General features: G+C 44.7%; 1 protein-coding gene. It reads left to right on the top strand.

The window, feature by feature from the left end; all coding sequences use genetic code 11:
- The first annotated feature begins 36 nt into the window (after positions 1 to 36).
- Entirely contained in the window at positions 37 to 24,171 is a 24,135-nt protein-coding gene (locus LPC20_RS02675; protein ID WP_229326242.1) for an MBG domain-containing protein, read from the top strand.
- Positions 24,172 to 24,178 lie beyond the last annotated feature (7 nt).

The raw sequence follows: 24,178 nt of genomic DNA, 5'->3' as shown, positions 1-24,178 counted from the left end.
TTAGAATTGTTTAAAAGTAAAAATTATATTGAAAATATGAATTTTAATCTTCATAAGATCTTTCCAACTATTTTTTCTTTGATCTTGATCAACACTTTTGTTGTGGCCCAAAATAAATTAATTTCAGAAACTAGCCCTCAACAAATTTCTTCTATTGATTCTAACATAGCAGAAAATAATCCAATAATTATTAAAGTTAAAGCCAATGCCGAGTTGCCAGCGACATTGATTGAAAATTACTTGAACCAAAACAAAGAGGTACATGTTGAAAGCGAAGGCGCTATTATATTTTCTGGACAGATACACAAAAATTCATCAGGAACCGCCAATTTAACTATTGTAAATAAGAATTCAGGGTCAATCACTTTTCTAGATAATTCAAAAATTTACGCAACCAACGGAACCTTAAACCTTAACATTGAAACAGATGGTACAATTGCTGTAGCGAATTTAGCCTTATTAGAAACCAATGGGGGTAGCATCCGTTTACGCGCGTTGAAAACCCCACAGTCTTTATCTGACAGCACTATTAATTCTATTGTTATTAAGGGTAAATTAGACGCCTCTTCAGTTCAATATGGAGGAAAAATTGTGATTGAATCTGACCACATCAAATTGGAGGATCAGTCTACAATTTTAGCTCAAGGGGAGCAAGGCGGTGGCGCTATTTTAATTGGGGGCGATTGGCAAGGTGGAGCAAGCGCCGAGCGTCGTGTTTTTTCTGATCCCAAGGCGATATATCAAGCCACCACTGTGACGATGGAATCCGGTGCAGTAATAGACGCAAGCGCGACTCAAAATGGAAATGGTGGAACAGTTGTTCTTTGGTCTGATATTAAAAATTCAAACTCTGTCACCGCAGTAAAGGGTAGTGTTTTTGCTAAAGGGGGAGTTGTTTCAGGTAAGGGTGGAAATGTTGAGACATCTGGTGCTAAATTAGATTATGTTGGTGTGAATATAAATACCCTAGCTTTTGATGGAAGTGCCGGTCTATGGTTCTTAGATCCATATGATTTTTTCTTGGATGCTGGGGAGCTATCCACCCTTGCTACTAATTTAAATAACGGCGATGTTACTATCTCGACAGTTAATACAACGAATGGAGGTATAAATACCGAAAGTTATGGTTATGGGAATATTGTCTTTATGGCGAATTTTTCCTATACCGGCTCAAATAATAGAACCCTCACCCTAACCGCTGATGCTGATATTTATATTCAGGGCAATATTTCTGCAACTAGCTCAGGTCGTTTAAACATCAATTTCAACGCCACAGGTGATCAAGTTTATTTAAACGGGGATATTTCTACCAACGGTGGGAGTATATCATTTAGCGCCCAAGATGTTCACTTCCAGAAAACCAGCGGTACTCAATCCATAACATCTAGTGGAGGTGCACTAAGTTTTAATTCATCGAATATTTTTCACCTAAGACAGTCAGGTAACGGTAACGTTAGCTTTGATACAGGGGCTGGTTCACTTAGTCTTGGATCCGGCTCTACTTCGATTACAAATATTCAATATAGCATCACAGCACCCACTGTGCTGATCAGTTGGGGTGGTCCTACTGGTAAGGATGACACGGGCTATAGCGCCAACATTGTTGCTGGGCGAGAGTACTCATTACGACTCTGGTATTGGGATACTTGGGACAACGAGAGGGGAGAGCTGATGTTTAGCACCTCGACCACTTCAAGACAAAACAATTTCTTTATTTTTTGGTCAAATGCCAATGTCAATAATGGTTCATTTCTATTTGACCATGGAGCCAACGATGGTACTCTTTATTCAATAGGCCATAATACTAATCATGGCCGTAACAACTTCAATGACATATTTGTTGATATTACTTTTAGAGCTACTCAAAATGGATTTCTAAGAACATGGAATAATCTCAATGAAGATACTTGGAATGAATCTCTTGAGATTCAAAATCTGAGGGAAACGGGTCTCTCATCTAATTCAGGATTTACAACAGGCGGCAGAAGTTTAACTTTAACTTCAACCTCTGGATTAATTACAGGTTCTGGAAATATTACCAACTTAACAAACTTGATCGTTAATACTGACAACACATCAAGCTCATTGACTGGTGTTATTTCTGGCACAGGCACAACGCTTACCAAGCAAGGCGCAGGTACATTATCACTGACTGGTATTAACACTTACACAGGACTCACAACAGTGAGTACCGGAACGCTGAGATTAGCACCATCATCAACTGCAGATAGACAGTTGACAGGTGGCATAGTAAACAATGCGAATGTTATCTTCGACGGCACTAATGGAGGGGTTGGTGGTGCTTTCTTTGTTACAGGGGCATCTGGTGCTGGCACATGGAATGTGACTGGCACGACTAGTGCAAGGGGACAGTATCAGAATCGTTTAATCTTGAATGGAAATACTACGATCTCAGGCCTTGTGACAGTGACTAACCATGGCAATTTCTGGCTTGAAAATGCAGATATCAATGCGACTTCACCGATTTTTCTGGACGGCGCAAATACTTTTCTAAACCTTTACGCTAGAAGTACTACTACCGTGATGAGAATTGGTGCGCTAAGTGGTAACGGTAGAGTAGATGCACCAGGAGAAGTAAGCTCATTCTCTTTATCTTTGGGCCATGACAATGGGTCGGCCACTTTTAGTGGAGTCATAGCAAATTCTCTCTCTCCAGTACTGAGACTGACCAAAGAAGGCACAGGCACTCAAACACTTACTGGCGCTAATACTTATACAGGCACCACTACAATTTCTGGAGGAATTTTATCAGTTGCTTCTGGCGGATCGAGTGGTACTAATCTCTCTACAGGTTCAATAAGTATTGGGGCTGGCGGTATGTTGTTGGCGAATGCTACATCCACGATTTCCAACACCATTGCTATCAGTGCCTTTGGCGGAACAATTGCTGCTGCTACTGGAAGTACGCTAACCATTGGCGGAAATATTACAACTAATGCTCCAAGAGTTGGAGCATCTGGATATACCGGCACTGTAACTTTTGGTAATGGTTTGACGTCAGCTGCGTTTGTTCCAACGCCCAGCCAGCCGGTGGTCGTGAGTTTTGGCACATTAAGATTTGTAGGATCAAACAATAATTGGCAGCAGGGAGGTGGAGCAGCAGCAACAACTGTCCCAAGAATTACAGTCGATAATGGCGGCACAGTTGATATGGGTGGCATTATTAATAACTACGACTTGGCAAACATTACGCTGAATAACGGTATTTTTACTAATAGTGCTGCAAATTCAACAGGCCCAGCTAAAACGGTTAATCTTGAAATTGGTAGTCTTGGGGGAACTGTATCTACAGCCACTGGTACAACCCTGACTATTAACGGAGTCGTAAGTGGCTCAGGTAACTTAACCATAGGCGAGGCAGGTAAATTAGGTACAGTGATTTTCACTGGCATTAGTAATACCTATACAGCCTCTACTTTCATTATTGCTGGCACCTTATCAATCGCAGCTGAGCGAAGTTTGGGTGCACTGCCTAGCTCAGCCACAGCTGGTTCGATCATTTTGAATGGCGGTACCTTGTTACCAACAGCTAACATTACATTGAGTAGTAACCGTGGCATCAGCATTGGTACAAATGGAGGAACCTTCAACGTTGATAGCGCTAGAACCTTAACTTATGGTGGCATTATTGCTGATGTAAGTGGTGCAACAGGAGCGTTGACTAAGTCTGGTGCAGGTACGCTGACTTTATTTGGCGAAAATACTTATACGGGTGTTACCACTATTAGCACCGGTACTCTCCAGATTGGAAATGGTAGCACTTCGGGGTCATTGGGCACTGGTAATGTTAACAATAACGCAACGCTGATATTTAATCGCAGTGATGACATATCTGTGACCAACCTGATTTCAGGTACAGGTGCTTTGGTTAAAAATGCTGCTGGCGTATTAACGCTTGTAGGTGCAAACACCTACTCGGGTGGCACGACAGTGTCTGGGGGGACATTACGGGCAGGGATTTCTTCAACAGGAACAGTTACAAATGGCCCTTTTGGTACCGGTTTAGTTACTGTTGGCTCAGGGTTTACACTTGACATGAACGGTTTTACAGTTGCCAATGCGCTCAGTTTAAGTGGAGTTGGGTTAAGCAGTGCTGGTGCATTGATCAACTCGGGTGCCGCTGCATCGACAACTGGATCCGTGACTATTACTGCGGCAACTTCAATTGGTGGTTCTGGAGCGATTACCATGTCTGGTGCAGTTTCCGCAAGCACGCATGTGGTTACTATTTTAAATGCCGTAGGGGTAACTGCTGAAAACACAAGCAATAGTATTGCTAAAGTAGCAATTACTAACAGTGCGTTAATTCTCAAAACCACTGCATCGCTTGAGGTTAATGCAAGTAGCCTGAGCGGTGCAACTCGTTTACAATCCGTTTCTGCTTCTAGAGATATCACAGTTTTAGGGGCGATTACAAACAATACTAATGCCAACACACTTACCTTAATGGCTTCACGTGATATTTTGATATCAGCTCCGATATCTGGGGCAACAGGTAAGTCGCTTACCACCAACTTCTATTCCGATGTGGATAATAGCGGAGGGGGTGGCTTTAAATCTACTGTATCCACAGCAACCATAAGTACATTTGGTGGTGATATTACTATTGGAGGTGGTACAACGGATATTACAGCTGGATGTAACGGATCATTTTATTGTATCGCTGGCTTTGCTAGTTCAGTTGCTTCTGATGCTAAAGGAATTCATTTGCTGAGTTCAATCAATGCAGCTGGCGGCAATATAAACCTGTTTGGCCGAGGTAATGCTACTGATTCGACAGCTGGTGCCGGTATTTACATTAATGTAACTGGTAATGTTCTAAGTACTTTAGGAACAGGCACCATCACCCTAAATGGTGTTTCAACCGGAGCAGAGCGGGGTGTCTATTTTGTGAGCGGTAATATTTCTGCAGGAACAGGTTTGATTTCAATAACTGGGACAGCGAGAGCGACGAATGCTTTTACTGGTGTGAGAATGGATGCAAGCGCAATCACTTCAAACGGCGCACTATCGATTGCAGGGACTGGGGGCAGCAATGAGTATGGTGTTTATATTTATGGCGCAGGTAGTTTTGTAGTAGCAGGTGATATTACGATTAATGGTCAAAACGCACAGGCCAACCAAGGCACGGTGCTTGAAAGCGCAAAGATGATTCAATCCACCGGCGGAAACATTTCTGTGACCGGTGTGGGGAGATCTAAAGGTCTTTATATCAATTCAAGCCTGGTTGCAGGGAATAGTCAGACGACACCAACAGCGGGTGGAACCATCACGATTAATGCAATTGGAAGTTCTGATTACGGTTTAGATATTAACACTGGTTCCCTGATAGCTTACGGCGCTATTTCAATCACTGTGGTTGGAACTAGTACGCACTCATTCACACTGCGCGGTGCGGGAGCAAAAGTTAGATCCGCTTCAGACATCACGATTAGCGCTACACAAGGTACTTGGGGTCTTACCATGTACGACAACTCGTTTATTCAGTCGACCGGTGGCAATATTGCGATTACCTCTAATGGAACAGGCGGCGGTTTATATATGGGCACTACCGGCGGTATTTACGCGAGCAGTAACACCGCCAGTCCAACGACAACGCCAACTGTCGGCGGAACGCTCACCATCAATGCAACCGGTTCCACTGCATACGGCATTCAAATGGCATCGGGCTCATTGGTTTCATTTGGTGCAATGAATCTAACTGCCCGTGGGGCCGGTGGTTACCAAGGCTCTTATATTTACGGCGCTGGCACCTTCTTGGCGGTGGGTAACATCACCGTTGATAGCGCCACCAGCGGCGGCCATTGGGGTTTAGATTTCAGTGCTAGCCGTATCATGCAATCAACTGCAGGTAATATTTTAATTACTGCAGTTGGAAATTTTGGTATGTACGTTAACGGTACTATTGCTGCAAGTACAAGTACGACAGACACCTCTGCTACAACAGTTCCAGCAACTGGCGGTTCTATTACGATTAACGCAACTGGACGAACTCAGCAAGGACTAGAAATCGGAGCTGGTTCGCTGTTTGCTAATAACGCAATCTCAATTAATGGTAGCGCAACAGGCGGCTATTATGGAGTCAATTTTTCTGGTGCGGGCACCACAAAAGCCATTGGTAATATCACCATTAACGCCTCCAATACTGGGGCTCAATGGGCGTTTTACCAATATGACAGCCGTATTACACAATCAACGACCGGTAATATTAATATCAAAGCAACAGCTCTATCAGGTCACGGCGTATATATCAATGGTGGTGGCTTGGTAGCAGGAAATAATACCACTACGCCAACGGCAGGCGGCAACATCACCATTAATTCCACCTCAGGTGCAAATAATATAAATGGCGCAGCTTTAAGACTTGATGGAACCAGCACCAAGATCATTGCTTATGGTGATATTGATATTTTCGCCAATGGTGCAGCTGCTGGATTAAATGTGGCCAATCAACAAGGCCATGGCATCATTCTATGGGGTGGCGCACAAGTCATTAGAAGCTATGCAGGTAATTTAAGCATGACAGGTTACGCAACGCGCAGTGTTGGAGGAGACTGTACTAACTGGGCTTGCATTTCAGGCGGCATTACCTTGTATAGCGGTGGTGTGACTCTTCAAGCTTACAATGATTTAACCATGAATGGAGTTTCAGGACAGGGTATCGGTCTTTATTTAACTTTTACAAATAGCACAGGTGGTGGAATTACTGCTGAGAGAGGCAATATTGTCATGAATGGCTTAAGTAATAATGCTTCTTATGGCGGCTCTGTCATTCGTCTGCCCATTATCGCGACTTTAGGTTCGGTAACTATTTCGGCTGCTGGTCAAGCTTATGGTTATTTCCAAGATGCTTGGCAGGGAACAGTGTCTGCTAAAAATGATGTAAATATTATTGGCTATGCAACAACTGGTGATGGTATTTATCATGGCATTGGATCAATATCATCAAGTGATGGCGATGTCATTTTGTCAGGGACTACAACAAGTACCAATACGGGCCATTATGGTATTGATTCTGTTTCAAGACCTGTATCAGCTATCAATGGCTCGGTTACATTTCAAGGCTCAAAATTGGATACAGTGTTTACGTTAGCAAATGCAGTTGCCAATTTAAACGGTGCAACACCAAGGCCTTTATTCGCGATTGCTGATTCAGCAAGTATGGCAAGTGCTGCAACTAATGGTGTTAATTGGACAGGGGCTGTCACTGCAAATACCTCAACAGGTTACGTTTTAATTAATGCAAAAGCGCCATCTATCACAGGTGCAGTTACGGCTTATGGCGTTGCCTTGCTTGCTAATAATCAAAGCTACACCTTAAATAACGCAAGTAATTCAATCAAAGCATTCGCTGCTGACATTGGTAGCGGAAGCTTGAATATTGCAACAACGTCAAATCTTGAAATTGGTAGTTATGGAAGTGTGAATGGATTTACAGGTAATGGACTAACAATTACTAGCACTGCAACAGTCACACAAACCAAACCAATCAGTATTTCCGCCTTGACCTTGGCCGGTACTGGTGGTGTATTCGATCTTGACCAAGCCAATACGGTTAGCGCTAGCATTGCGCTAAACAGCGGTACTTTAAAAGTAAGCGATGCAGCTGCATTAGGTTCTAGTTCAGCTCCAATTACCATGGGCACCAACTCCATACTACTGTCAAATGTAAATTCGCTGGCATTAAGTAACCCAATTGTGATGAGTGGCGCTGCAACAATTAATGCTCCACCCGCTCACACATTGACTTTGTCTGGTATCATAAGTAGTTCAGCTAATTTAACCATTAATAGACCTACCTCAAATACAGGCACCGTGATTTTCACAGGGGCTAATACCTACACAGGTACCACGACGATTTCAGCGGGTACGCTACAAATTGGTGCCGGTTCAACCACAGGTTCTCTTGGCACTGGAGCTGTGACCAATAACGGTTCCTTGGTCTTTAATCGCAGTAATAACTTGACCTATGCAAACGCGATCTCTGGCTCAGGAAGCATGAGAAAAGAGGGTGCTGGCGTACTGACCTTAAACACGGGGCAAAGTACCTACAGTGGCGGTACCACAGTCAATGCGGGCACCTTGATCCTAAATGACCTATATAACAATAGTAATGGCGTCATTTTAGGGGTGCTAAACGTCAATGCAAACGGAACTGTTCAATTAACTGGTTCCTCAAGTGCTTTTGGATGGAGTGCTAATCGTGTGTCGACCATTAACATCAATGGCGGTTTGGTTGAGGTGGTAGGTACTGTTCAGCATATCTGGAACGCGACACTAAACTTTACTGGTGGTGGCACTTTAAGATCTAATAGCGGTACTAGTTCTAGTAGTACAACCTCTTATTGGGAGTGGGGTGGTGTAACTGTGAATGTGATTGACCCAACTGCTGAAGCTGTAATTGCCGGCAGGATTAACTTACGTTCAGATCTAGGTACAAGCACTTTTACCGTTGCTGATGGGGCTGCGACCAATGATTTGCTAATAAGTGCTGCTATTACTGAAGCCTCTGCGATGGGCTTTACTAAGGCCAGCGCAGGTACGATGACGGTGTCAGGTGCAAATACCAATACTGGCGCAATTACAGTCAATGCCGGCACCTTGGCTGTGGCAAATGCTAATGGTCTTGGTACAACTGCTGGTGGTGTAACCGTGGCTAGTAGCGCAACCCTAGACTTGCAAAACATTGCCGTTGGTGCTGAGGCCATCACGCTAAATGGAGGAACAATCGCTGCCTCTACTGGAACATCAAGCCATAGCGGTACCGTGGCTTTGGGGGCTAATAGCACGGTGAACGTAGCTGGTACCCAATTAACCCTTTCAGGCATTATTTCGGGTACTAATTTTGGCGTCACAAAAATCGGCGCAGGAACCTTGATCCTCTCTAATACCAACACCTACACCGGCGATACCATCATATCAGCAGGCACCCTAAGAACCACCGGTACATTGAGCACTTCCACAGACGTAGTGATGAATAATGCCGCAATCTGGGATCTGCAAGCAACTCAAACCATCGCAAGCCTCTCGATGGCCAGTGGCAACACTATTATTAGAAGCGCTGGAACTTCTAGCTTGACAGTGAACGGGACTTCCACCATTGCGAATAGCATTGCTACGAGCGGTAATCAAACCTATACCGGAGCAGTAAGCTTAGCAGCAAATACTGCTTTAACAACGACCAGTAACGGCACAGTTACTTTTAGCTCCACCGTCAATGGCGCCAATACCTTGACCATCAATACCCACGGCACGGGCGACCTGACTTTTACCGGCTCATTGGGCAACACCACCCCGTTGACTAGCCTCACTGCCACTACTGACGTATTCACTGCAGCAGCGCTAACATTGGCGGGTCCAGTTTCTGTTAATGCTGGAACGATTGCGATTAACGGAAATCTGAATACCACCGCAGGAACTACTAGTGGCGATGTCCTTCTTAAATCAGCTGGGGATATCTTAGTTGGAGCAAACAGATCAATTACTACTAGTGGGGGCGATGTGGTGCTGTGGTCTAACAGTGACAACCAACTTACCAACGGCAGCATTGCCCTTAGAAATGGATCCTCGATTGTTACTGGCTCTGGTTCTGTAACTGGAGGCTCCATCTGGTTGGGTGGCGGCAGCGATGGTGCTACGTGGAATGGCTTGAGTGTAGGCGGTGGCTATGCTGTGCCCGGAACATCCTTTGTCGCTTCAACAGGTGGCAGTGCTGTAACTGCGGCCGTTTACTTAGAGGGCAGCTCTATTTTATCTTTTGGCGGGGCCATCAAAATTGCCGGGGACGCAGGAAACGCTGATTGGGGTATCGTCACCTTTGGACAGGTTAATGTCAATGCTGGAAGTGGCGCCATAGAGTTGGATGGACAAGCCTCTAATACTTCAGGAAATCGAACAGGGATTTTATTTGGAGTGCATGACTTATCCCTTGCTTCAACAGTTAATATCTCATCATCCGCTTCCGGTAATGCCATCACAATAAGAGGTGTTAGTAGAGGTACTGATGATGCAGTTCATATAAGTGGTACAGTAAACATAACTTCTTCCAGTACTGGAAATATTGAAATCAATGGTAATGCGCTAGGAGCCGGCAGAAGTATTGTTGCCGGGGGCTATTATAACGGCATATTAAATGTATATGCCAGTTCAGGTGACATAACGCTTAACGGTAATTCAAAAGCCGTGCAAGTGGCAACACGTTTTATGAATGGATTAACCGCAGGGCCATCGAAAATTAATATTGGACAAGGCGGCAGTATCACAAGTTCCACTAGCAATGTTTTTATCATTGGTGATACGATTGCACTTGCAGACGGCGGTATGGCGATTACGACATCGGGTAAAGTCTCTGTTCAGCCCTCTGGAACCAGTTTTGGCAGCGCGTTTACCTTCCCAATATCCAATCTTGCTTTATCATCTTCTATTACGGGTTTGACACTGGGTAAAGTTGGTAATACAGCTAATATCACTATTGGAGGAACCACTACCATTGCTGGACCAATTACTTTAATAGGAGGAACATTAGCAATTAATAGTGCTTTAACTGCAACCAATTCCACTTTAAACTTAACAGCTAGTACTGCGATTACGCAAACGGCTGCAATTGTGGCTAATGATTTAGTTCTTCAAGGCGCAGGAAACATTACCTTAACCAATGCCTCAAATAATGTTGCCTCCATTAGTGGGGGAGATGTTACCAGATTAGGAAATCTTTCCTTTACTGACGCCTCAGTGGGACTAACTGTAAATAACATTAGTTCTGGTTCGTCTGGCACAAACGGTACTATTCAAATTGAAACACTTCAAGGAAATATTACCCTTGCTCAAAACTTGAATACCACTTCAACTTCAGTTAATGCCATCATTTTAAACGCAGGAAAAAATACCGCTGCAGGAACAATTACTGGTGGAGATATTTTAGTTTCGGGCACTCCAACCATTACCATGGGTACTGGAGGGATTGCTAAACTCTATAGTGGAAGTGTAAGCGGCAGCACGGGTCTCACAGACTTTGTGGGTATTGGCTCGGGGAGATTCCGATACAACAGTGATGAAGCAACAACAAACTTCACAACAGCCCTCACAGCTGGTCTCAATGCAATTTACCGTCAAGCGATTGCAGTCACGATAACGACTGACAGTCAATCTGTTACGCACGGTGATTCAATCAGTTTGACTGGAACAACTTCAGGATTAGTCAATGGTGATGCGGCTAGTTACACCATTAGTAGTGCGGCTTATTCAACACTGAATAATCTAAAAGCTGGTAGCTACACAGTTGTTGGCGGTGGCGTGCTTGGTTTTGGTTATAGTGTTACTGCAACCAACGGCACCTTGACAGTCGCCCAAAAAGCTATCACCATCACTGGCACAACAGCATCTGATAAGGTTTATAACGCTGATAGAGTCGCCACTTTGGTAACAACAAGTTCAGCCATCGCTAATGGTGCTACATCTGCCAACGATAACAAGTTCTACACAGGAGATGCGGTATCATTGGTTAAAACTGGTGCGGCAGCAACATTTGCAGACAAGAATGTGGCCGATGGTAAAGCTGTGACTGTGACTGGCTTTAGTTTGAGTGGTGCAGATGCAACTAACTATACCTTGGTGCAGCCTATAGGTTTAACCGCCAACATCACCAAAGCTGACTTGGTGGTAACCGGTATCACTGCTAGCAACCGTGTCTATAACGCAACCGATGTAGCAGTCTTAGGTGGTACAGCCACGGTGAGCCCATTAAGCAATGATGTGGTGACTGTGGGTGGCACAGCATCAGGTGTCTTTGCTGATAAGAACGTTGGTAATAGTAAGGCGATCACGATCACGGGTGTGACGATCTCTGGCACAGACGCTGGTAACTATAACCTCGTACAACAAACAGATTTAACCGCCAACATCACCAAAGCTGATTTGTTAGTAACGGGCATTACCGCAAGCAACCGCGTATATGACACCACATTGACCGCAGTCTTAGGCGGTACAGCAGCAGTTTCTCCACTTGGTAGTGATCTAGTGACTGTTGGTGGCACAGCAGCAGGTATTTTCGCTGATAAGAACGTTGGTAATGGTAAAGCGATCACGATCACTGGCGTAACGATCTCTGGTACAGACGCTGGTAACTATAACCTTGTACAACAAACAGATTTAACCGCCAACATCACCAAAGCTGACTTGGTGGTAACCGGTATCACTGCTAGTAACCGCGTCTATAACGCAACCGATGTAGCAGTCTTAGATGGTACAGCCACGGTGAGCCCATTGAGCAATGATGTGGTGACTGTGGGTGGCACAGCATCAGGTGTCTTTGCTGATAAGAACGTTGGCAATGGTAAAGCGATCACGATCACGGGTGTGACGATCTCTGGCACAGACGCTGGTAACTATAACCTTGTACAACAAACAGGTTTAAGCGCCAACATCACCAAAGCTGACTTGGCGGTAACCGGTATCACTGCTAGCAACCGTGTCTATAACGCAACCGATGTAGCAGTCTTAGGTGGTACGGCCACGGTGAGCCCATTGAGCAATGATGTGGTGACTGTGGGTGGCACAGCATCAGGTGTCTTTGCTGATAAGAACGTTGGTAATGGTAAGGCGATCACGATCACGGGCGTGACGATCTCTGGCACAGACGCTGGTAACTATAACCTTGTACAACAAACAGGTTTAACGGCTGATGTTACAGCCAAGAGCATCACGATCACTGGCACCACGGCTTCAGATAAAGTCTATAATGCCAATACAACTGCAGTTTTAGTCACGACAAATTCTGTGCTTAACAATGGCGCTGCAGCAGCCAACGACAATAAGTTCTACACGACAGATACTGTTTCATTGGTTAAAACTGGCGCAGCTGCAACATTCGCTGATAAGAATGTGGCTGATGGCAAAGCTGTGACTGTGACTGGCTTTAGTTTGAGTGGTGCAGATGCAACTAACTATACCTTGGTGCAGCCTATAGGTTTAAGCGCCAACATCACCAAAGCTGACTTGGTGGTAACCGGTATCACTGCTAGCAACCGCGTCTATAACGCAACCGATGTAGCAGTCTTAGGTGGTACAGCCACGGTGAGCCCATTGAGCAATGATGTGGTGACTGTGGGTGGCACAGCATCAGGTGTCTTTGCTGATAAGAACGTTGGTAATAGTAAGGCGATCACGATCACGGGTGTGACGATCTCTGGCACAGACGCTGGTAACTATAACCTTGTACAACAAACAGGTTTAACGGCTGATGTGACAGCGAAGAGCATCACGATTACTGGCACAACGGCTTCAGATAAAGTCTATAACGCCAATACAACTGCAGTTTTAGTCACGACGAATTCTGTGCTTAACAATGGCGCTGCAGCAGCTAACGACAATAAGTTCTACACGACAGATACGGTATCATTGGTTAAAACTGGCGCAGCTGCAACATTCGCTGATAAGAATGTGGCTGATGGCAAAGCCGTGACTGTGACAGGCTTTAGTTTAAGCGGAGCAGATGCAACTAACTATACCTTGGTGCAGCCAACAGGCCTCACAGCAAATATCACCAAAGCTGATTTGTTAGTAACGGGCATTACCGCAAGTAACCGCGTATATGACACCACATTGACCGCAGTATTAGGCGGTACAGCAGCAGTTTCTCCACTTGGTAGTGATCTAGTGACTGTTGGTGGCACAGCAGCAGGTATTTTCGCTGATAAGAACGTTGGTAATGGTAAAGCGATCACGATCACGGGCGTGACGATCTCTGGCACAGACGCTGGCAACTATAACCTTGTACAACAAACAGGTTTAACGGCTGATGTTACAGCCAAGAGCATCACGATTACTGGCACAACGGCTTCAGATAAAGTCTATAATGCCAATACAACTGCAGTTTTAGTCACGACGAATTCTGTGCTTAACAATGGCGCTGCAGCAGCCAACGACAATAAGTTCTACACGACAGATACTGTTTCATTGGTTAAAACTGGCGCAGCTGCAACATTCGCTGATAAGAATGTGGCTGATGGCAAAGCCGTGACTGTGACAGGCTTTAGTTTAAGCGGAGCAGATGCAACTAACTATACCTTGGTGCAGCCAACAGGCCTCACAGCAAATATCACCAAAGCTGATTTGTTAGTAACGGGCATTACCGCAAGCAACCGCGTATATGACACCACATTGACCGCAGTCTTAGGCGGTACAGCAGCAGTTTCTCCACTTGGTAGTGATCTAGTGACTGTTGGTGGCACAGCAGCAGGTATTTTCGCTGATAAGAACGTTGGTAATGGTAAAGCGATCACGATCACTGGCGTGACGATCTCTGGTACAGACGCTGGTAACTATAACCTTGTACAACAAACAGATTTAACCGCCAACATCACCAAAGCTGACTTGGTGGTAACCGGTATCACTGCTAGTAACCGCGTCTATAACGCAACCGATGTAGCAGTCTTAGATGGTACAGCCACGGTGAGCCCATTGAGCAATGATGTGGTGACTGTGGGTGGCACAGCATCAGGTGTCTTTGCTGATAAGAACGTTGGCAATGGTAAAGCGATCACGATCACGGGTGTGACGATCTCTGGCACAGACGCTGGTAACTATAACCTTGTACAACAAACAGGTTTAAGCGCCAACATCACCAAAGCTGACTTGGCGGTAACCGGTATCACTGCTAGCAACCGTGTCTATAACGCAACCGATGTAGCAGTCTTAGGTGGTACGGCCACGGTGAGCCCATTGAGCAATGATGTGGTGACTGTGGGTGGCACAGCAGCAGGTATTTTCGCTGATAAGAACGTTGGTAATAGTAAGGCGATCACGATCACTGGCGTGACGATCTCTGGCACAGACGCTGGTAACTATAACCTTGTACAACAAACAGGTTTAACAGCAGATGTGACGACGGCAACCTTGACTTATAACGCGACGACGGCAACCAGTGTTTATGGATCAATCCCTAGCGTCGATGCTGGCACTGTCACTGGCTTTATGGGTAACGAAACATCTTCTGTGTTGACGGGTACATTGTTATTCAGCACAACAGCCACTGGTACAAGTAATGTGGGTAGCTATGCCATCACTGGTAGTGGTTTAAGCTCAGTTAACTATCAGTTTGTCCAAGCTGCAGCTAATAATACTGCGTTGACGATTACACCAAAAGCCTTAAGTGTGACTGCGTCAGCGCAATCCACCACTTATGGCACAGCACTAAACTTAGGTACAAGTGCATTTAGTACAACGGGCTTAGTGAATTCTGATACGGTTTCAGCGGTAACCTTGTTGCAAGACGGTAACAGCACAGTGCCTGGAACACAAGGTGCTGGTACTTATAGCGGTGCAACAGACGGTATTTTGGCAAGTGCTGCCCAAGGTACTGGTTTGAGCAATTATGACATCACTTATGTACCAGGCACATTGACCATCAACAAAGCCACCTTGACCGTGACTGCTGATGACAAGACCCGTGTGTATGGTGATACCAATCCAAGCTTGACGTACAGCATTACAGGCTATTTAAATAGTCAAGATGCTACTTCAGCAGGTATCACGGGTGCACCAACAATCAGCACCACAGCAACAGCATCATCAAACGTAACTACCTATGCCATTACTTCAGCCGCCAATGACTTGGCTGCTGCTAACTACCAGTTCAGCTATGTTGATGGCACATTGACGATCAACCGTCGTCCTGTGACAGTGACCGCTGATAACAAGACCCGTGTGTATGGCGATGCCAACCCAGTATTAACATTTGCAGTGGCGACTGATGGCGCAGGCACTAGTCGTGGCATGTACAACAGCCAGACTTTGAGTGGAGCTGTAACAACAACGGCCGGATCATCTACCAATGTTGGTAATGTATCAATCACGCAAGGTACAGTGACCAACACTGATAACGCTAACTATGACATCACTTATAACAATGGCACATTAGCGATCACCGCACGTCCGATCACCTTGACTGCAACTGATCGTACGAAGGTCTACGGTGACGCTCTCACATTAGGCACATCAGCCTTCACGAAGACTGCTGGTACTTATGCTAATAGTGAATTAGCCACAGCTGTGACCTTGACCAGTGTCAATGGCTACGCTGCGAGCACCACTCGTGTAGTAGGTACAAACGCCAATGAAGTAGTAGCGACAAACGCCACTGGTACAGGTGGCTTCTTAGAAAGCAACTATGACATTACTTATGCTGCCGGCGCTTTAGAAATTACAGCTCGTCCAATTACCATCACGGCTGATGCCAATCAAAGCAAGATTTATGGCAATATTGAACCAACCTTTACCTATGTAATCGAAGCGGCAGGCACCAATCGTGGTTTAGTTGGCAGCGATACTTTCACTGGCGTATTAGCCAGAGCAGCAGGAGAGAATGTGGGTAGCTATGCAATTAACCAAGGTACGCTTGCCAACAGTAACTACGCCATTACTTATGTGGCGGATAACTTTGCTATTACCACTCGTCCAATTACCATCACGGCTGATGCCAATCAAAGCAAGATTTATGGCAATATTGAACCAACCTTTACCTATGCAATTGAAGCAGCTGGCACCAATCGTGGTTTGTTCGGAAGCGATACTTTCACTGGGGCACTAGCCAGAGCAGCAGGAGAGAATGTGGGTAGCTATGCAATTAACCAAGGTACGCTTGCCAACAGTAACTACGCCATTACTTATGTGGCGAATAACTTTGCTATTACCACTCGTCCAATTACCATCACGGCTGATGCCAATCAAAGCAAGATTTATGGCAACACTGATCCAATCTATACCTATGCAATTGAAGCAGCTGGCACCAATCGTGGTTTGTTCGGAAGCGATACTTTCACTGGGGCACTAGCCAGAGCAGCAGGAGAGAATGTGGGTAGCTATGCAATTAACCAAGGTACGCTTGCCAACAGTAACTACGCCATTACTTATGTTGCGAATAACTTTGCTATTACCACTCGTCCAATTACCATCACGGCTGATGCCAATCAAAGCAAGATTTATGGCAATATTGAACCAACCTTTACCTATGTAATCGAAGCGGCAGGCACCAATCGTGGTTTAGTTGGCAGCGATACTTTCACTGGCGTATTAGCCAGAGCAGCAGGAGAGAATGTGGGTAGCTATGCAATTAACCAAGGTACGCTTGCCAACAGTAACTACGCCATTACTTATGTGGCGGATAACTTTGCTATTACCACTCGTCCAATTACCATCACGGCTGATGCCAATCAAAGCAAGATTTATGGCAACACTGATCCAATCTTTGCCTACGCAATCGAAGCGGGAGGCACCAATCGCGGCCGTGTAGGCAGCGATACTTTCACTGGGGCACTAGCCAGAGCAGCAGGAGAGAATGTGGGTAGCTATGCAATTAACCAAGGTACGCTTGCCAACAGCAACTACGCTATTACTTATGTGGCGGATAACTTTGCTATTACCACTCGTCCAATTATCATCACGGTTGATGCCAATCAAAGCAAGATTTATGGCAACACCGATCCAATCTTTGCCTACGCAATCGAAGCGGGAGGCACCAATCGCGGCCGTGTAGGTAGCGATACTTTCACTGGGGCACTAGCCAGAGCAGCAGGAGAGAATGTGGGTAGCTATGCAATTAACCAAGGTACGCTTGCCAACAGCAACTACGCCATTACTTTTGTGGCGGATAACTTTGCTATTACCACTCGTCCAATTACCATCACGGCTGATGCCAATCAAAGCAAGATTTATGGCAACACTGATCCAACCTTTGCCTACGCAATCGAAGCGGGAGGCACCAATCGCGGCCGTGTAGGTAGCGATACTTTCACTGGGGCACTAGCCAGAGCAGCAGGAGAGAATGTGGGTAGCTATGCAATTAACCAAGGTACGCTTGCCAACAGCAACTACGCCATTACTTTTGTGGCGGATAACTTTGCTATTACCACTCGTCCGATTACACTTACTGCAGGCAACCGAACTAAGGTCTATGGCGATGTCTTAACCTTGGGCACATCTGACTTTAGTCTTACTTCGGGAAGCTTTGCCAATAGTGAGTCAGCAACTGCGGTGACTTTAGCAAGTACTGGCGGCATGGCAGCCAGCACCACCCAAGCGGTGGCAACGTACAGCGGTAACATCACTGCTAGCAATGCTACAGGTACAGGTGGCTTCTTAGCAAGCAACTATGACATTACTTATGCTGTTGGTGCTTTAGAAATCACAGCTCGTCCGATTACACTTACTGCAGGCAACCGAACTAAGGTTTATGGCGATGTCTTAACCTTGGGCACATCTGACTTTAGTCTTACTGCGGGAAGCTTTGCCAATAGTGAGTTAGCAACTGCGGTGACTTTAGCAAGTACTAGCGGCATGGCAGCCAGCACCACCCAAGCGGTGGCAACGTACAGCGGTAACATCACTGCTAGCAATGCTACAGGTACAGGTGGCTTCTTAGCGAGCAACTATAACATTACTTATGGGTCAGGGTCGCTAGAAATCACGGCTCGTACCGTCACGCTAACGGCCACCAAAGTGTACGATGGTACGCGGAATTTGAATGCACAACAACTCACGATTGGTAATACCGTTGGATTAGAACAACTTACGTTTACTGGGGCAATTATCAGCAGTAGCAATGTGACTGACACGGGTAAGTACATCACAGCATTAACGTTGCTTAATGGAAATAACAACGGTCTAGCAAGTAATTACCAATTACCTATACTTAACTTGGTCAATGCCCCTGTGACAATACTACCCTTGGCTATAACCTTGGTTGTACCCAATTTGACTAAGGTCTACGATGGTGGAACCAACTATATCCCTAGTAATGCCGATTTGGCTAATATCACCACTAGTGGATTGCTTGCCAACAACGAAACAGTCACCGCAGCTACGATTACATTTGACAATCGTCATGTGGGTGCAGGCAATAAAACGGTTACCCTTGATTTGGTTTCGGTCAGTAGTGCCAATAGTAATTACAGTTTTACTCTGGTGGGAAATAACACAAGTTCTATTACCCAACTTGCCTCAGCTACTTGGGTGGGTAGTGATGGTGAAGATTGGTCTGTTGCTACTAAGTGGGCTGTTACCGGTAATCTCAGCCAAACTGGCGTACTTCCCGATGGGGCTAACGTGGCATTGGCAATAATCCCCAATAGTTTTACGGGTACAATGACATCCACTACCAGCCACGGTCACAAAGGCAAAATCGACATTCGAGACGGAACCTTATCAGTTGCTTCGGATAGCTATCTAGGGGCTGTTCCGACAACATTAGTGACCGATGCGATCATGTTGAGTGGCGGTAGCTTGCTAGTTACTGAGACTTTCGTTTTGAATAGCTTGCGTGGTATAGTATTGTCTGGTAATGGCACCATTAATGTTGCCAGTGGAAAAAATTTAAATTACAATGGCACATTTAGCGGTAGCGGCAATTTCACCAAGGGAGGAGCCGGAAGGCTAAACCTGCTATCTGCCAATACTTTCAGTGGGAACACCACTGTATCGATGGGTCGATTGGGTTTAAGTCATAACAATGCATTAGGTTCGGGGACGGTGAATTTGTTAAACGGATCGGGCTTATTGTTCAATACAGGGGTTAATGCATGGGCCAATGACATGACCATTACGGGGACAGTCAATTTAGGCTTAGATAGTGCGAGCCCAAACACAGTTGCCACAACACTTAGTGGCTTAATCAGCGGGAATGGTTCTTTGGAGGTGGATGCTACGGATGGGGAAATCTTATTTGTGGGTGAAAACACCTTCACTGGTGGTACAAGCATTATTGGAGGAACAGTGCAGTTGGGCAACGGTGGTTCCACCGGCTCCCTAGGCACAGGCAATATTGATAATGCTGGCACCATAGTAGTCAACCGGTCAACAGACTTGATAGTACCCAATGTCATCAATGGTAGTGGCAATCTAATAAAAATGGGCAGCAACACCTTGACGATGAGTGCCAATAGCAGTTACAGTGGTAGTACCACTATTACTGATGGTGTGCTGATTTTGTCTAATGACACGCCAACGATTAGTACATCCAGCTTCATTGGTCCAGGCCGTTTGCGCATTGAACCAAGCAGTTCGAGTTTCAGTAATGCTTTCAGCACTGGGGGCTTGGTGTTTGGTTCTAGCTTGAGTGGATTGACGATTGGTAAGCCGGCCAACGTCAGTCAAATCACCCATGGCTCACCAATTAGCATTGCTGGAGATGTTTCCTTCTTTGGAGGTACCATTGCCATTAATGAGCCGTTGACGGCAAGCAATGCAGCTGTAAAATTAACAGCTGCCACAGCTGTTACACAGACTGCTCCAATTGTTGCTAGAGATTTAGTTCTTCAAGGCGCTGGTGCATTTACCTTAACTAATCTATCAAATAATATTGGATCCATTAATGGTGGTGATTTAACCAGACTAGGTGATTTGTCATTTACCGATGGTACAGGAGGCTTAGCCTTAAATGCGATTGTTTCTGCAGGTACAATTCGAGTAGAGACATTAGAAGGGGATATTGCGCTTACCCAAAACTTGGCGACAACTTCCACTTCAACAGATGCAATTATTGTTAATGCGGGTCTAACTGCCCCAGTAGGTACAATTACTGGAGGGAATATTTTAGTGTCAGGTTCACCTTCAATTACGATGGGGATTGGAGGTATCGCTAAACTCTATAGCGGAAGTGAATCAGCAAGTACTGGATTGACAACATTAGCGGGAGGTTTGGCCAATACTCGTTTTAGTGCGGATGAGAGTACAACAACGTTTAGCCCTGTGCTAGCAGCAGACAATTCTTATGCAATTTATAGGTCAACTGTTCCAGCTAGTCCGACAAATGTAGTGGCAACAGCAGGGAATGCTCAAATTTCTGTTGCTTTTACGACAGGGGCTGATGGCGGGGGCTCTATTGCCAATTATGAATACACCACAAATGGAGGTACCACATGGATTGCTGCAACTCCATTGATTACTTCTTCTCCTTTAGTCATTACAGGTTTAACTAACTACACTACTTATGCTGTTCAAATTCGTGCAGTAAATAATGCGGGAGTAGGAATTGCAAGTACCTCGGTTTCGGCTATGCCTTTTGCGTCAAGTACTGCTCCAACCGATATTGTTTTAAGTGCAACAACTGTTGCCGAAAATGTATCTGCCAACACGGTGATTGGTGATTTAACAAGTACGGATGTAAATTTACAAGATACCTTTACTTATACCTTGGTTGCTGGCACAGGCGACACGGATAATGCTGCCTTTACCATTGCGGGTGCTGATTTAAGTATCAATGCCAGTCCTAACTTTGAGGTTAAAAACAGCTACAGCGTTAGAGTTAAAACCACCGACCAAGACGGTTTATTCTTTGAGAAAACTTTTACCATTACGGTAAACGATGTCAACGAAACACCAAGTGATATTGACTTAAGCGCAACTAGCGTAGTTGAGAATGTTGCGGTCAACACGGTCATAGGTTCTTTAACAAGTACAGATGTAGATACGGGAGAGACCTTTACTTACACTTTGGTAGCAGGCACAGGATCTACGGATAATGCATCGTTTAACATTAGTGGCAATAGCTTACGCACTACAGCGAGTTTAGACTTTGAGGCTAAATCAAGTTATAATGTGCGTATCAGAACCACCGACCAAGATGGTTTGTTCTTTGAGAAAGCTTTTACCATTACGGTAACCAACGTCAACGAAACACCAAGCGACATTGCCTTAAGCGCAACTAGCGTAGCCGAGAACGTAGCAGCCAATACCACAATCGGTACGTTAAGCACGACAGATGTAGATACGGGCAATACCTTTACTTACACTTTGGTTGCTGGCACAGGCGATACGGATAATGCATCCTTTACCATTACAGGTGCTAATTTAAGTATCAATGCCAGTCCGAATTTTGAGGCTAAATCAAGTTACAGCGTACTGGTTAGAACCACCGACCAAAATGGTTTGTTCTTTGAGAAAGCTTTTACCATCACGGTAAACGATGTCAATGAAACACCAAGCGATATTACATTAAGCGCAACTAGCGTAGCTGAGAATGTTGCGACCAACACGGCCATAGGTTCTTTAACAAGTATAGATGTAGATACGGGAGATACCTTTACCTACACTTTGGTAGCTGGTACAGGCGACACGGATAATGCAGCTTTTAACATTAGTGGCAACAGTTTACGCACCACAGCGAATTTAGACTTTGAGACTAAATCAAGTTACAGTGTACTAGTTAGAACCACCGACCAAGGCGGATTATTCTTTGAGAAAGCTTTTACCATTACGGTAAACGATGTCAACGAAACACCAAGCGATATTGCCTTAAACGCAACTAGCGTAGCCGAGAACGTAGCAGCCAATACAACAATCGGTACGTTAAGCACGACAGATGTAGATGCGGGCAATACCTTTACTTACAGTTTGGTTGCTGGCACAGGCGATACGGATAATGCATCCTTTACCATTACAGGTGCTAATTTAAGTATCAATGCCAGTCCGAATTTTGAGGCTAAATCAAGTTACAGCGTACTGGTTAGAACCACCGACCAAAATGGTTTGTTCTTTGAGAAAGCTTTTACCATCACGGTAAACGATGTCAATGAAACACCAAGCGATATTACCTCAAGCGCAACTAGCGTAGCTGAGAATGTTGCGACCAACACGGCCATAGGTTCTTTAACAAGTATAGATGTAGATACGGGCAATACCTTTACTTATACCTTGGTTGCTGGTACAGGCGACACGGATAATGCATCGTTTAACATTAGTGGCAACAGTTTACGCACCACAGCGAGTTTAGACTTTGAAACAAAATCAAGTTACAGTGTTAGGGTTAGAACCACCGACCAAGACGGTTTATTCTTTGAGAAAGCTTTTACCATTACGGTTTTAGATTTAGTAGAAAACGTAGCGCCAACCAACATTAGTATAAGTACAAGTTCAATTAACGAGAACAACAATTTAAATGAAGTAGTTGGTGTTTTTAGTAGTACCGATGCTGACATAGGAGATACACATACCTTTACTTTAGTATCAGGGATAGGCGCAACTGACAACGGAAGCTTTAGCATTGTGGATAACACTTTAAGAGCGAGAGTTGTATTTGATTTCGAGACAAAATCGAACTATAACATAAGAGTAAGAACTACTGATCGGGGAGGTTTGAGTTTTGAGAAAGTCTTTACTATCACGGTAACTAATGTGAATGAAGCACCTGTTTTTAGCATATCTCAAAGTAATATAGCAGGAGTTATCGATATTCCTTTGCCAACTATTAATGTGTCTACAATAAGCGGAGCTGTTACTTCATTTTCTATTTCTCCAGCTTTACCATTAGGACTAGTATTGAATACTTTAAGTGGATCAATTAGTGGTACACCAACACAAGCTAGTACTAGTAAAGTGTATACAATTTCTGGATTTAATTCAGAAGGTATAGGCACAGCTACACTAACACTTTTTATTGACAGCGATTTAGATGGAGACGGGGTTGGCGACACAACTGATTTAGACATTGATGGTGATGGTGTAAGCAACAGATTAGAGGAGCTGGATGGTACGAATTCAAAGGATCTTTGTGATTTCGAACTGTCAAGTCAAATTTTAAGCGAAGCGACACAAACTTGGTTAAACCTTGATTGCGACGGAGACGGAGTAATAAACAGCCAAGAACTCATCGACGGCACAGATCCAACTAACGCATGCGATTCAGTCCCATCTAGTATTACCGTACCATTGAGTCAATTGTTTTTAGATGGCGATTGTGATGGTGATGGATTAACCAATGGTGAGGAATTGGGATTAAATCCAATGTTACCAACGGATGTGGATAATAATGGCACGCCAGATTATTTGGAGTTCAACAACCACAGCCAGAGCGAGGATGATTTGGAGATATTCAACTCGATGACAACAAATGGTGATGCTTTGAACGATGTATTTGTAATTAGAGGTATTGAGAACTATCCAGATAATAACTTATACATCTATAACCGTTGGGGAGTAGAGGTGTACAATATAGAGGGTTATGGTCAGGACAATAAGTACTTTACAGGTATTTCTCAAGGGCGTAATACCTTCTCACAAACAGCAGAATTACCTAAGGGTACTTACTATTTTATATTACGATATAAAAACAAGCAAGGGGTAGATAAGCAACGTTCGGGTTATTTATATATAACAAAATAAGAGTAAA

Origin of the sequence: Flavobacterium ammonificans (assembly GCF_020886115.1) — a bacterium.
Taxonomy (GTDB): domain Bacteria; phylum Bacteroidota; class Bacteroidia; order Flavobacteriales; family Flavobacteriaceae; genus Flavobacterium; species Flavobacterium ammonificans.
Note: the sequence above shows the minus strand (reverse complement) of the source record. Positions and strands in the feature narration are given on the sequence as shown.